We start from the raw sequence: 13,989 nt of genomic DNA on the forward strand, positions 1-13,989 counted from the left end.
CGGGGCGCTCAGGCCGCGCCCGCGCCGGTGAGGGCCCGTACCTCCGTCTCCGCGTGCCTGGCCGCGTGCCCGCGGGTGCCCGCGGCCTCGCCGGAGAGGACCGTGCCGAGCCAGCCGGCGAGAAAACCCAGGGGGACCGAGACCAGACCCGGGTTCTGCAGCGGGAAGACGTGGAAGTCCACTCCGGAGAAGATCGCGTCGGGGCCGCCGGAGACCACCGGGGACAGCACCACCAGCACCACCGCCGGGACCAGCCCGCCGTAGACCGACCACACCGCCCCGCGCGTGGTGAACCGCCGCCAGAACAGCGAATACAGCAGCACCGGGAGGTTCGCGGACGCGGCGGCCGCGAAGGCGAGCCCCACCAGGAAGGCCACGTTGAGATCGTCGGCGAGCAGCCCCAGGCCGATCGCCGCCGCCCCGATCCCGACCGCCGCGACCCGCGCGACCGCGACCTCACTGCGCGGTGTGCGGTCCTTGCGGCGGCTCAGCGAGGCGTACAGGTCATGGGCGACGGAGGCCGAGGAGGCGAGGGTGATCCCGGCGACGACGGCGAGGATGGTGGCGAACGCGACGGCGGCGACGATCGCGAACAGCACCGTCCCGCCCGTCGACCCGGCGCCCCCGCCGAGGTCGAGCGCGAGCAGCGGCACGGCCGTGTTGCCCGCCGCGTTGGAGCTGCGGACGGCATCGGTGCCCAGCACGGCCGCCGCGCCGAAGCCCAGCACGATCGTCATCAGGTAGAAGCCGCCGATCAGCCCGATCGACCAGATGACGGACCGGCGGGCGGCCGGGGCCGTCGGCACGGTGTAGAAGCGCGAGAGAATGTGCGGCAGCCCGGCGGTGCCCAGCACGAGGGCGATCCCGAGGCTCACGAAGTCCAGCCGGGCGGTCCAGCCGTCGCCGTAGGCGAGGCCCGGGGCGAGGAAGTCGCTGCCCTGCCCGCTGTGCCGCGCCGCGGTGCTCAGCAGGCTGTCGATGTCGCCGTGGAAGCGGACCAGGACGAGCACGGTGAGCGCCACCGCGCCGCCCATCAGCAGGACGGCCTTCACGATCTGGATCCAGGTCGTGGCCCGCATCCCGCCCAGCGCCACGAAGACCACCATGAGGGTGCCCACGCCGATGACCGTCCAGGCCCGGGCCCGGGACCCCGTCTCGTCCAGCAGCAGGGCGACCAGGCTGCCCGCGCCGACCATCTGGGCGACGAGGTAGAGCACGCAGACGGTGACCGAGGAGACGCCCGCGGCGATCCGGACCGGGCGCTCGCTCATCCGCGCGGCCAGCACATCGGCGAGCGTGAACCGGCCGCAGTTGCGGACGAGTTCGGCGACCAGCAGCAGCACCACCAGCCAGGCCACCAGGAAGCCGACGCAGTAGAGCACCCCGTCGTAGCCGAAGAGCGCGATGAGGCCGGAGATGCCGAGGAAGGAGGCGGCCGACATGTAGTCGCCCGCGATGGCGAAGCCGTTCTCCATCGGGGAGAACAGCCGCCCGCACGTGTAGAACTCCTCCGGGGAGCCCTGCCGCCGGCGGCTCGCCCAGGTGGTGATCGCGAGCGTGGCTGCTACGAAGACGCCGAAGAGCAGGAGCGCGAGGCTCTGCTGATTGCCGGTCACCGCCCGTGCCCCCGCATCATCTCCTGCGTCACCCAGCGCAGCTCCAGTGCGACCCGGTCCCGGCGCAGCCGCGCATGGCGGGCGTACGCCCACGTCAGCAGGAAGGTGGTGGCGAACTGGGCGAGCCCCGCGACCATCGCGACATTGAGCGCGCCCGCCACCGGCCGGGCCATCATGCCGGGCGCGGTGGTCGCCGCGACCACATACGCGAGATACCACAGCAGAAAGGCGGCGGCCGCGGGGAAGACGAAGCGGCGGTAGCGCCTGCGCACCTCCTGGAAGGCGGCGCTGCCGTGCACCTCCGTGTACACCTCCTCGGCCGCGGGCGGGCGGGCGCGCCGGGGCGGGCCGGCCGTCTCGTCCGAACCGCCCCAGCCGGAGGCGAGCGCGTCGTACCAGGGATCGTCCAGCCGGGCCGCCCCGGCATCGCGCGCGTTGTGCATGTCCACCCGAAAGCTCCTTGTTCACTGCCGCGTTGGCGTGCCCAAGGATGGACAGAGTGAGAAGATCCCGGATACTCCAATACCGGACGTTCACCCCATCAGGTGACTCAGGTGATGAACAACCCGGAATCGGTGTCGGGCGGAGCGGCGATGCCGTGATGGTAGGCGTAGCGCACAGCCTGGGCGCGGTCGCGGACCGCGGTCTTGGCGAACAGGTTGTTGATATGCGTCTTCACGGTGGCGGGCGCGATGCTCAGCCGGCGCGCGATCTCCGGGTTGGACAGCCCCTCGGCGACCAGGGCCAGCACCTCCGCCTCCCGGGGCGTGAGCCCGTCCGGCAGCGGCCCGGCCGGATCCGCCCCCGGCTCCGGTGGCTCCGTGATCCGCTCCAGCAGCCGCCGCTGTACTTGGGGCGACAGCCCGGCGTCCCCCGACATCACGCCCTCCACGGCCCGGACGATCTCGTCGGCGTCGGCGTCCTTGGTCAGATAGCCGCGGGCACCGGCGCGCAGCGCCGGGAAGAGCGAGTCGTCGTCGGCGTAGGTGGTGAGCACCACGACCTTCGTGCCCGGGTGCTCCGCGCACACCCGGCGCGTCGCCTCCACACCGTCGCAGCGGGGCATCCGCAGATCCATCAGCACGATGTCCGGGGCCAGCTCGGCGACCAGCCGCAGCGCCTCCTCGCCGTCGCCCGCCGAACCGACCACCTCGATACCGGGCAGCAGCCCCAGCAGCATCACGATGCCCTCGCGCACCACCGTCTGATCGTCGGCCACCACGATCCGCGCCGTCACAGCGGCACCCGCCGCCGTCACAGCGGCACCCGCAGTCGCACCACGAACCCCTCCCCTTCCGGCCCGGCGTCCAGCGTGCCGCCGAGGAGTTCGGCGCGCTCGCGCATTCCGAGCAGACCGTACCCGGCGCCGCTCGCCGTCAGACCGGCGGCGGCCGGTGCCTTACGGGCGCCACTGTCGCGGACCTCCAGCGAGACCGCGTCCTCGGCGTAGCCCAGCCGCAGCTCCACCCGGGCGCCCGGCGCGTGCTTACGGACGTTCGTCAGCGCCTCCTGCGCGACCCGGCGGAGCGTGAGCCCCGCCTCCGCGGTCAGCGTCCGCGGCTCGCCCAGCCGCGCGAAGCGGGCGCCCTGGGCCGCGGCCGACTCCCGCAGGAAATCCTCGACCGGGGCCATCTCGCCGCGCAGCGCGGACAGCGCCTGGCGGGTCTCGGCGAGCCCGTCGCGGGCCATCCCCCGGGCGGCGACCACCCGGTCCAGCACCTTCGCGGAGTCCTCGCCGCGCTCGATCAGCAGCCGTGCGGCCTCCAGGTGGACCAGCTGGGCGGACAGGCTGTGCGCCAGCACGTCATGGATCTCGCGGGCGATCCGGGACCGCTCGGCCAGCGCCGCCGACTCGGCCTCCGCCCGCCGGGCCGCCCGTTCCTGCTCCAGCAGCCGGTAGGCTGTGCCGCGGGCCTCCTCGTCCAGCCGGAGGGCATAGCCGCCGAGCCCCACGGCCGCGACCGTGATCGCTTCGGAGAGCGGGGAGCCGCCGTCGGTGAGCGCGTACGCCCCCAGTGCCACGGCGGCGCAGCCGACCGCGCTCGGCAAGGGCAGCCGCTCCATGGCGAGGACGGCGCTCACGACCCACACCGCGGCGGCCGGGGTCTCCACCCCGAGGGCGTACAGCGCGGCCCCCGCGGCGATCAGTAGGGCGAGCAGCCCCAGGGCGGGGCCGAGCCGGTGGTCGAGCGTGACCCGGCGCAGCGCGTACACCAGGGCGGCGCACCCGGCGAGCGCAGCGATCACCGCGGCCCGCCCCCACCCATGGAAGGCGTCGTTCCGGAGGACGTTCACCAGCAGCCAGCCGGTCAGGCCCAGCCACATGCCACCGTTGATCAGCAGCCTGATCCGGGGCACGCCCTCCCGCGACAGCGCCTGCCGCGAGGGCCACTGCGTCCATCCGCCCATTGGCCCAGTGTGCCCCGTGCTCACCGGCCGGCGGTGCCCTGCGCACCGGCCCGCACCGGCACCGGGCCCAGCCCCCTCGCCCGCATCATGACGACGGCGCCGCGCAGCAGCAGGGACGCCGCGAGCGACAGCATGAGCGGGCCGCTGCCCTGCGGTACGCCCGCGAGCACGCCCACCCCCGCCAGAACCGCCCGGCACACCATGGCGCCCGCCCACACCATCGCCGTGGTCTTCGCGCCCTGGGTCCAGACCGCGCCGGAGTCATCCGTCCACACCCGGCTGGTCCACCCCCACCCGGCTCCGGTCGCCACCCCGACGAGGACCTCCACCACCAGCAGCGCCGCGGCGGCCACCCGGTGGTCGTGGTCGATCAGCCCGGGTTCGCGCAGCGCGAGATACCCGAGCACCACCGGCACCACCCACCAGCGCCGCGCGTCCTCGGTCACCTTCTGCGGCCGGAACTGCCGTACGAGCACGATGACGACGACCGCGGCGATGAGCACGACCCGGGCGAGTTCCGGCATGAGAAAAGCCTCCGTGGGGCGGGAACGAGAACGCTCCCGACGCTACGGACGGGCCCGGCCACGGGGATCGGAGCCAGGGCGGATCACGGGTGGAAACCGTCTCTCCACCCGGGGGTGGAGAGACGGCCGCTCCGGAAGGGGGTCAGACGTCGATGCGCGACATGTCCAGGGTCGCCGCCGAGTTGGTGATGAACTCCCTGCGCGGCGCGACCTCGTTGCCCATGAGCAGATGGAAGGCCTGCTCGGCGGCGTCGAGATCGCTGATGTTGATACGCCGCAGCGTGCGGTGGCGCGGGTCCATCGTGGTCTCCGCGAGCTGGTCGGCGTCCATCTCGCCGAGACCCTTGTAGCGCTGGATGCCGTCCTTGTAGCGGACCCCGCGGCGCTCCAGGTCCAGCAGCGTCTCCCGCAGCTCGTTGTCGGAGTACGTGTAGACGTACTTCTCCTGGCCCCGCTTCGGGTTGACCAGCTCCACCCGGTGCAGCGGCGGCACGGCCGAGAAGACCCGGCCCTGCTCCACCATCGGCCGCATGTAGCGCTGGAACAGGGTGAGCAGCAGACAGCGGATGTGGGCGCCGTCGACGTCGGCGTCGGCGAGGAAGATCACCTTGCCGTAGCGGGCCTGGTCGATGTCGAACGTACGGCCCGAACCGGCCCCTATGACCTGGATGATCGACCCGCACTCGGCGTTCTTCAGCATGTCCGAGACGGACGACTTCTGCACGTTGAGGATCTTGCCGCGGATCGGCAGCAGCGCCTGGAACTCGGAGTTCCGGGCGAGCTTGGCCGTGCCGAGCGCCGAGTCACCCTCGACGATGAACAGTTCGCTGCGGTCCACGTCGTCACTGCGGCAGTCGGCCAGCTTCGCGGGCAGCGAGGAGGACTCCAGCGCGGTCTTGCGGCGCTGCGCCTCCTTGTGCTGGCGGGCCGCGATGCGCGTGCGGGCCGCGGCGACGACCTTCTCCAGGACGGCGCGGGCCTGCTGCTTGGCGTCCCGCTTGGCGGACGTCAGGAATGCCTTCAGCTCCTTGGAGACCACGTTGGCCACGATGCGGGAGGCGGCCGAGGTTCCCAGCACCTCCTTGGTCTGGCCCTCGAACTGCGGCTCCGCGAGCCGCACGGTCACGACGGCGGTCAGGCCCTCCATGACGTCGTCCTTGACGACGTCGTCCTCGGCGACGCGCAGCAGCTTGGCGGAGCGCAGCACCTCGTTGACGGTCTTGGTGACCGACCGCTCGAAGCCGGAGACGTGGGTGCCGCCCTTGGGGGTGGCGATGATGTTGACGAAGGACTTGGTGGTGGCGTCGTAGCCGGTGCCCCAGCGCAGCGCGATGTCGACGCCCATCTCCCGGGTAACCTCGGTCGGCGTCATGTGGCCGCGCTCGTCGAGGACCGGAACGGTCTCCTTGAAGGTGCCCTGGCCGGACAGGCGCAGCACGTCGCAGACGGCCTTGTCCTGGGCGAGGTACTCGCAGAACTCGCTGATGCCGCCGTCGTAGCGGAAGGTCTCCTCGACGGGCCCCTCGCGGCCCTCGAGGGCCCGCTCGTCCCGCACGACCAGCGTCAGGCCCGGCACCAGGAAGGCGGTCTGGCGGGCGCGGGCGTGCAGCGTCTCCAGGGAGAGCTTGGCGTCCTTGAGGAAGATCTGCCGGTCCGACCAGTAGCGGATGCGGGTGCCGGTGCGGGTCTTGGGAACCCGCTTGCCCTTGAGGATGCCGCTGGAGGGGTCGAAGGGGGCGTCCGGGCCGGGCTCGGTGAAGATCCCGGGAACGCCGCGCCGGAAGCTGATCGAGTGGGTCTTGCCGTGCAGGTCCACCTCGACGTCGAGGCGGCTGGACAGCGCGTTCACCACGGAGGCGCCGACGCCGTGCAGGCCGCCGGAGGCCGCGTACGCGCCGCCGCCGAACTTGCCGCCGGCGTGCAGCTTGGTCATCACGACCTCGACGCCGGACAGCCCGGTCTTGGGCTCGACGTCGACCGGGATCCCCCGGCCGTTGTCCCGGACCTCCACGGAACCGTCGTCGTGCAGATGCACCTCGATGCGGTCACAGTAGCCGCCCAGGGCTTCGTCCACCGAGTTGTCGATGATCTCCCAGAGACAGTGCATGAGACCGCGGCTGTCTGTCGACCCGATGTACATACCGGGCCGCTTGCGCACTGCCTCGAGCCCCTCGAGGACGAGAAGGTGCCGCGCGGTGTAGTTGGAGCCGCCCCGGTCTGCTCCGGTAAGCAGCGCACTGGACGGCACGGACGTATCGGCGGTCACGCGGTTCGCTCCTCGCTGAATTTCTGTTGGCCCGACTGTGGGCACGATGGTGGCACGGGTCGCCCGTCAGAGCGTACCGAGGCCTGATAGAGCCTTCGTGCCGCCACCCGTGAATCGTCCATCCTAGTCCAGGCCGACCCGTTTTCGCTCGTACGTTCGATAGCCCGTTTGGCGTGAAGCACACATCACGTTCCCTTGGAGGCATGAACCATTTAGGCTCCGGGCACGTCCTCATGAACAACCGGCAACCCGGCCGGGAGGACAAAATCCGACAAGCGACGTGAATCCGTAAACCAACGCAATACGGCTCATTCGCCGCCAACCGTCACCATCCGGCCCACTCAGAAGCAATTTTTGAGAAAAAGCCACGAGCGGGAACGATATCGGGCTGGTTGGATGTTGACCCTGGTACGACAGCTCGTCGAGCTAGAGAAGAGGCGACGTGACTACTGTTCTGACCCCTGCGAGCCCGCTGACGGCCGCTGACCGCTGCGACCGCTGCGGCGCCCAGGCATACCTGCGTGTCGTCCTGATCAGCGGCGGTGAACTGCTCTTCTGCGCCCACCACGGGCGCAAGTTCGAGCCGGAACTCAAGAAGATCGCCGCGGAAATACAGGACGAGACCGAGCGGTTGACCGCCGCTCCGGCGTCTGCGTCGGACGACGAACGCTGACGCCTCGCGCCACGACGACGAGCGAAACCGGCCAAGGGCCGGACGTCGGGCGGCCCGCCCCAGCCAGGGGAGGGCCGCCCGCGCTCGTGTCGCGGCGCGCCGTGCCCCCGTTCACCTGCCTGCCCCCAGGAGACCAGGCGCCCCTCCCGGGCCTGCCGGGCCTCCGGTGCCTCCGGTGCCTCCGGGCGGGCACCTTCGCGAACCCGAGGCTTCCGCTCGGCCGTCTCAGCCATACGCCGCCACCAGCGGCGCCACCGCCGAGACCCGCGTGTAGACGCCCGGCCGCCCGGCCACCGCGCAGCCACTCCCCCAGGACACCAGGCCCACCAGCCGCCCCTCGGCGACCAGCGGACCTCCGCTGTCCCCCTGACAGGCGTCCCGGCCGCCGCCCGTGACCCCGGCACAGACCATCGAAGCGGGCTGATAATCGCCCTCCGCGTTACCGGGGTAGGCCTTCCGGCATGTCGCGTCGGGCAGGAGACGTACCGCCGTGGCCCGCAGCGTCAGCGCATAGCTGCCGTCCCCGTCCGTGTCGCCCCAGCCGTACACCATGGCCCGCCCCCCGGCCCGGTACGCCGGGTCCCCGGCCCGCGCCATGCGGATGACGTAGGCGGGCGGCAGCGGCCGCCCCAGGGTGAGTACGGCGATGTCCCCGGCCCGGTCGTCGGCCTGGTACGCCGGATTGACCCACACCTTCGCCGGCGCCATCTCCACCCCGCGGGCCCCCTGCAGATCATTGCGGCCGACGATCACCCGCAGGTCCCGCACCTCCTGCCACTTCCTGCCCAGCACCGCCCGGCTCAGGCAGTGCGCCGCCGTGATGACCTGCGTGGGGGCCACCGCCACACCCCCGCAGTACTGCCCCGAGCGCTTCGCGCCGAACAGCTCACGACTGGCCAGCGCGACCACCCAGGGCGCCTCGGCCGTACGGACCCGATGCCCGCCCACCACGGCACGGTCGGCCGTCGCCGGGGCGGGCGCGATCAGCAGCAGCGCGAGCGCGGCGGCGAGCAGCATGACGAGGCGGGCGGGGAACGAGGGCAGCGACCTACGCATGCAGCCTCCTGACCGTACGAAGTGAGTCGCCCACCCAGCGTCACCCCACTCGGCACGGTCCGCATCCCGAAGAGGGCCAACCGGGGCGGGCCGACCTCGGCCATCCGGGTGGAGCGCCCTCGGAGAGCGCGAAGGCCGGGCCCTCCGAGGAGGCCCGGCCTTCGTATGGCGCTGTGCGGTGCGGCGGCCGCCCGGTCCCGTCAGTCCAGGTAGTCGCGGAGGACCTGGGAGCGGGACGGGTGGCGCAGCTTCGACATGGTCTTGGACTCGATCTGGCGGATGCGCTCACGCGTCACGCCATAGACCTTGCCGATCTCGTCGAGCGTCTTCGGCTGACCGTCGGTGAGGCCGAAGCGCATGGACACCACGCCCGCCTCGCGCTCGCTGAGCGTGTCGAGCACCGAGTGCAGCTGCTCCTGGAGCAGGGTGAAGCTCACGGCGTCGGCCGGGACGACGGCCTCGGAGTCCTCGATGAGGTCACCGAACTCGCTGTCGCCGTCCTCACCCAGCGGGGTGTGCAGGGAGATCGGCTCACGGCCGTACTTCTGGACCTCGATGACCTTCTCGGGGGTCATGTCCAGCTCCTTGGCCAGCTCCTCCGGGGTGGGCTCGCGGCCCAGGTCCTGGAGCATCTGGCGCTGCACGCGCGCGAGCTTGTTGATGACCTCGACCATGTGCACCGGGATACGGATGGTGCGGGCCTGGTCGGCCATGGCACGCGTGATCGCCTGGCGGATCCACCAGGTGGCGTACGTCGAGAACTTGTAGCCCTTGGTGTAGTCGAACTTCTCGACGGCGCGGATCAGACCGAGGTTGCCCTCCTGGATCAGGTCCAGGAAGAGCATGCCGCGGCCCGTGTAACGCTTGGCCAGGGAGACCACCAGACGGAGGTTGGCCTCCAGAAGGTGATTCTTGGCGCGCCGGCCGTCCTCGGCGATGATCTCCAGCTCACGCTTGAGCTTGGGGGCGAGCTTGTCGGAGTTGGCGAGCTTGTCCTCGGCGAACAGACCGGCCTCGATCCGCTTCGCGAGCTCGACCTCCTGCTCGGCATTGAGCAGCGGGACCTTGCCGATCTGCTTCAGGTAGTCCTTGACCGGGTCGGCGGTGGCACCTGCCGCGGCGACCTGCTGCGCCGGGGCGTCGTCCTCGTCGTCGTCGGAGAGCACGAAGCCCGCGTTCTCCGGCTCGGGCTCGGCACCCTCGGGGGCCGGCTTGCCCGCCGGCACCTCCTCGATGACGTCCTCGGCCTCGAGGATCTCGTCGGTGACGTCCTTCTTGGCGGCGGTCTTCTTCGCGACCGCCTTCTTCGCGGGGGCGGCCTTCTTCGCCGCCGCCTTCTTGGCGGTGGTCTTCTTGGCGGCGGCCTTCTTCGCGGGTGCCGCCGACGCCTCCTCGGCCGGGCCGCCCGCGGCTGTCGCGGGAGCGGCCGGAGCGGCGGGGGCCTTCTTGGCGGCGACCGTCTTGGCCGCGACGGTCTTGGTGGCGGTGCGCTTCGCCGGGCTCTTCGCTGCGACGCTCTTGCGGGTGCGCTTGGGCGCCTCTGCGGCACTGACCATCAGCGTCACACCCTCCTCGTCGAGGATCTGGTTGAGGCTGCGCAGAACGTTCTTCCACTGGGTTGGCGGAATCTGGTCAGCCTCGAAGGCCCGACGCACGTCATCGCCGGCGATCTGCCCCTCAGCCTTTCCCCGCTCGATGAGCGCCATGACAGACTCGGATTCGGCGATCTCCGGCGGGAGCGTACGGGATGTGCTGGCCGACACGAACAACCTCTCGGAACGTTGGAAACGGCTTCCGGCCCCGTCCGCTGTGGACCGGAGCCGACGACCGCCGGCAGGGATGAACCGACGGCGCGCGGGCGGAGTGCGGAGGAGTACAGCGTCGCGAGCGACATCTGTATTCCCTCCGCGGCTGCCACCTCTTTAATCATCGCGCTGCCCCAAAGAGCGTTACGCCCAATCGTCGTGGCCCGAGTCACACCACATACCGGTCCTCATACCCGCACAACGGGACAGATAACTCCGAGTCGATCACGCACCGACTCCCGAGCGGCCCTCCCGATCCGCCCGGACTGCGTCTCATGTCACGTCCCGTGCCTGACGCCCCGCGCCGCTGTCGCAATCCGCCGCGCTGTCGCGGTTCGCGCCGCGCCGCCGAACCCGCGGGCGGGATCCGGCGACGCCACTCCGTACGCCGCGCACTGCCGGTGGCCCGCCGCCCGAGGCTTGCCATACGCCGTACACCCCGGGCGCCGTCCACGCCGGGGGTCAGTGCTCGCGCGGCGCGGGCACCCCGACCTCGGCATGATCGAGATCCGGGTGGACGGCCAGGAGTTGGCGCATCGCGCCCTCGGCCGCCGCGGCGTCTCCCGAACCGACCGCCTCGACGATCCGGCGGTGGTGGCCGACGCTCGCCTCGGTGAGCCGGTCACAGCCGCTGGCCGGCGCCCCGGAGACATGGAGGGCGGCGGCGACGATGCCCGCCAGGTGCTCCAGCATCCGGTTGCCCCCGACCTGGAGCAGGAGGGCGTGGAACTCGGCATCGGCGCGGGAGAAGGTGAGGGTGTCGCCCTGGGTCAGCGAGTGCCCCATGATCTCGGCCATGTCGGCCAGCCGCTGCTGCACGTCCTCACGGCCGTGGCCCGCGGCGAGGCGCGCCGCCAGGGGCTCGATCGTCCAGCGCAGCTCGCACAGCTCGCGGCGCTGGTCGTCACGCTGCGGCCCGAAGGCGCGCCACTCGATGATGTCCGGATCCAGCAGGTTCCAGTCGCTGACCGGGCGGACCCGGGTGCCTACGTTGGGGCGGGCGCTGACCAGGCCCTTGGCCTCGAGGACGCGCAGCGATTCCCGGACGACGGTGCGGGAGACCTCGAAGCGCTGGCCGATCTCCTCCGGGACCAGCGGGCGATCGGCGCCCAGGTCGCCGGAAACGATCATCTGGCCGAGCTGCTGAACGAGTTGGCCGTGCAGCCCGCGGCCCCGGTTGCCGGCCGCGCGGCGGCCCACCCGGCCGATCTCCGCGTCCGCGCCGTCCCAAGAGGGGGCGCTGCCGCGGTCGGCGCCGGGGGCGTCGGCGTAGGAGTAGCGGTCAAGCTCGCCCGAGCCGGCGAGGCCGGAGTCGGCGGGACGAGCCGCGGTCATGGTGGTGTGCGCAAGGGTACTCACGCATCCTTTGTCGGCGACGCTCCGGAGCCCCTTGAGGTCTTTGGTGAAAAGCACACGAAAGGGTGATCGCCCATTACCTCACAATTGACGCTGATTCGGACAGAAAGCAGCACCCTTCACCGGTGCGCGGCCGGGCCGTCTACTGGCGAGCCCTTCTGCCGCGCAGCCCGGTGAGGGCGTAGGCGAACAGCAGCACCGCCACCGACAGCATCAGGGCCTGCCCCACGGGCTGGCCCGCGAGTCGCAGCGCGGCCGCCACTCCCCGGTTGAGCATGGACGGCGGGCGGTCCAGGGCCACGGCGCGCAGCCGGTGCGGCAGCCCGACGAACAGGTGCAGCGACGGCTCTTCCATCGCGCGCCGGACCACGGGAACCGCCAGGAGCGGCACCGCGAGGAGCGTGGCCAGCCCGAGCGCGGTGGACCGGAAGACGCCCGCGGCGAGCAGTCCGGCCCAGGAGCAGCCGACGGTGAGGCCGAAAACGCTCGCCATCAGCACCGGCCAGTCGCTCGGAAGCGGCACCGCGTTCCCACCGACGAGCAGCAGGAGCGCCGCGCTGTCGAGGACGATGGCGCCGAGCGACAGCAGCGTGGCGCCGACCGCGCAGACGACGAACTTGGCGACCAGCAGGCCGACCTGTTGCGGTACGGCGTCCCGCGCGGGGGCCAGTGCCGGATAGCGGAACTCGTCGCCGAAGGCGAGGGCGCCCAGCAGCCCGGCGGCGATCGCGATGGGCGGCAGCGGAAGGTCGGCGGGCCAGCCGGTGAGCCGGTGCAGCTCCCCGGCGCCGCCCTCGCGGGCCAGCAGAACGGAGGCGAGGAGCGAGAGGGCGAGCGCCGCGGCGCCGATCAGCCAGCCGGTCCGCACCCCGGTGGCGCGGCGCAGTTCGTATCGCATCGGCCAGGCCGGGCCGGGGAGCCGGAGCCTGTGGAGCACCCGGGGCGGCGAGGCCTCGGGGTCGCGGGCGTGGACTCCGGCGGGGGTCGCGGGCCCCAGGTCGGCGGCCTCCTCGACCAGCCGGTGCACCACGATGCCGTGGCGGTAGGCGGCCTCGCCGACGGAGGCGCTGGGGAGGCCGTAGACGGAGATGCGGGTCTCGTCGTCCCGCACCACCGAGAACGGGTCGGCGACCGCCTCCTCCTCGGCCTCGGGCCCCCTCTCGGCCACCACACCGCTCGCGGGCGCCTCGACGCCGGGCGCCGGGACAGGTACAAGAGCGGTGGCGGGCTCGGCGTCCGCCCCGGGAGCACTCACCCCCGTGGACGAGCCGTCGCCCTCATCCGCCTTGTCCTTGGTGCGGCCCAGGCCGCCGAGCCTGGCCTTGGCCTTGACCTTGACCCCGGCTTTGCCTTCCTCCTCGGCCTCGTCCGCCCGGGCGTGCGCCGCCGCTTCGGCCGCCGCCGCACGCTCCGCCCGCCGCTCGGCCTCCGCCGCCTCCCGGGCGGCGTGCGCCTCCTCCTCCAGGACGGCGGCCAGCCGGCCGGCGAGCGGTGAGCGGACGACGACACGGGGGCGCAGCCGGGTGCGGCAGAACTCGTCGACCGTCTGATCCGCCACCAGTCGGCCCGCCTCCAACGTGAGGATGCGGTCCGCGACGCGGGCGACCCCCTCGGCGTCCTCGGTGGTGATCAGCACGGCGCCGCCCTGGTCGGCGAATCCGCACAGCAGCCCGTTGAGCCAGTCGGTCTCACGGACCGACAGGCCCCGCGCCGGCTCGTCCAGCACGAGGGTGTGCGGATCTCCGAGCAGCGCGGTGGCGATACCGAGACGGCGCTCCATCCCGAGGGTCAGACCGCCGAGGCGCTCGTCCGCCAGATCGGTGAGACCGACGACGTCGAGGACGACATCGGCGCGGGCAGCGGGCACCCCGGCGGCGGCACCGAGCATTCTCAGATGACCGCGCACGGTGCGACCCGGATGCCCCGGGACATCGTCGAGGAGAACGCCGATCTCACGGGCCGGGCGCCGGATGCGGTGCAGGGGGCGGCCCCGGAAGAACGCGGAGCCATGGCCCCGGTCGAGCTGCAGCAGCAGCCGCAACGCACTGGTCTTCCCGGCGCCGGGACCACCGAGCAGGGCGGTGACACGCCCCGGCGGGGCCTCGAAGGTGAGATCGTCGATGGCGGGCGCGTGGTTGCGGCGGCGGGCGCTGGTCAGTCCGGTGGCCTGGATCATGGCTTCTCCCGCGGGGCATGGAACCGCTCGGTGGCACGTGGGGACTGGTGACGTACCGGAGCACGGTAACCCGCTATGTCCTATTTCGTCGGCACATACACCCCCCGA

Annotated in this window: 11 protein-coding genes; 1 reads left to right on the forward strand and 10 read right to left on the reverse strand. The window is 72.1% G+C overall.

Features of this window, described 5'->3' with window-relative positions:
• Positions 1-8 precede the first annotated feature (8 nt).
• The 6 genes from ACH4SI_RS21380 to ACH4SI_RS21405 all read right to left on the reverse strand — a co-directional run bounded on the left by ACH4SI_RS21380 (position 9) and on the right by ACH4SI_RS21405 (position 6,815).
• A complete protein-coding gene (locus ACH4SI_RS21380) occupies positions 9-1,616 on the reverse strand; it encodes a cation acetate symporter (RefSeq protein ID WP_398297830.1) in 1,608 nt (535 codons plus the stop codon).
• Entirely contained in the window at positions 1,613-2,065 is a 453-nt protein-coding gene (locus ACH4SI_RS21385; RefSeq protein ID WP_398297832.1) for a DUF485 domain-containing protein, read from the reverse strand. The genes ACH4SI_RS21380 and ACH4SI_RS21385 overlap by 4 nt, the downstream gene beginning before the upstream one ends.
• 101 nt (positions 2,066-2,166) lie before the next feature.
• A complete protein-coding gene (locus tag ACH4SI_RS21390) occupies positions 2,167-2,853 on the reverse strand; it encodes a response regulator (RefSeq protein WP_398297834.1) in 687 nt (228 codons plus the stop codon).
• Between the two features lie 17 nt (positions 2,854-2,870).
• Positions 2,871-4,025, reverse strand: coding sequence for a sensor histidine kinase (locus ACH4SI_RS21395; RefSeq protein WP_398297836.1), 1,155 nt, complete (start codon positions 4,023-4,025; stop codon positions 2,871-2,873).
• A gap of 20 nt (positions 4,026-4,045) precedes the next feature.
• Positions 4,046-4,549, reverse strand: a complete 504-nt coding sequence (locus tag ACH4SI_RS21400) for a DUF1453 domain-containing protein (RefSeq protein WP_398297838.1) — start codon at positions 4,547-4,549, stop codon at positions 4,046-4,048.
• 142 nt (positions 4,550-4,691) lie between these two features.
• The gene (locus ACH4SI_RS21405) at positions 4,692-6,815 is read right to left on the reverse strand and encodes a type IIA DNA topoisomerase subunit B (protein WP_398297840.1); all 2,124 of its coding nucleotides are present in this window, start codon (positions 6,813-6,815) and stop codon (positions 4,692-4,694) included.
• A gap of 442 nt (positions 6,816-7,257) precedes the next feature.
• Here ACH4SI_RS21405 and ACH4SI_RS21410 point away from each other — a divergent pair, with 442 nt between their 5' ends.
• Entirely contained in the window at positions 7,258-7,488 is a 231-nt protein-coding gene (locus ACH4SI_RS21410; protein WP_030842698.1) for a hypothetical protein, read from the forward strand.
• A gap of 225 nt (positions 7,489-7,713) precedes the next feature.
• Here ACH4SI_RS21410 and ACH4SI_RS21415 read toward each other — a convergent pair whose 3' ends face one another.
• The 4 genes from ACH4SI_RS21415 to ACH4SI_RS21430 all read right to left on the reverse strand — a co-directional run bounded on the left by ACH4SI_RS21415 (position 7,714) and on the right by ACH4SI_RS21430 (position 13,881).
• Positions 7,714-8,544 (reverse strand): S1 family peptidase, encoded by an 831-nt coding sequence (locus ACH4SI_RS21415; protein WP_398297842.1) that lies wholly within the window; start codon positions 8,542-8,544, stop codon positions 7,714-7,716.
• A 200-nt stretch (positions 8,545-8,744) separates the two neighbouring features.
• Complete coding sequence (locus tag ACH4SI_RS21420; RefSeq protein ID WP_398297844.1) at positions 8,745-10,313, reverse strand: RNA polymerase sigma factor; 1,569 nt, start codon at positions 10,311-10,313, stop codon at positions 8,745-8,747.
• 498 nt (positions 10,314-10,811) lie between these two features.
• On the reverse strand, positions 10,812-11,762 hold the full coding sequence (locus tag ACH4SI_RS21425) for a FadR/GntR family transcriptional regulator (RefSeq protein WP_398297846.1): 951 nt from the start codon (positions 11,760-11,762) through the stop codon (positions 10,812-10,814).
• Positions 11,763-11,847: 85 nt separating this feature from the next.
• Complete coding sequence (locus ACH4SI_RS21430; RefSeq protein WP_398297848.1) at positions 11,848-13,881, reverse strand: ATP-binding cassette domain-containing protein; 2,034 nt, start codon at positions 13,879-13,881, stop codon at positions 11,848-11,850.
• Positions 13,882-13,989: the final 108 nt, after the last annotated feature.

It is taken from the genome of Streptomyces sp. NPDC021212 (assembly GCF_044332925.1).
Lineage (GTDB): Bacteria > Actinomycetota > Actinomycetes > Streptomycetales > Streptomycetaceae > Streptomyces.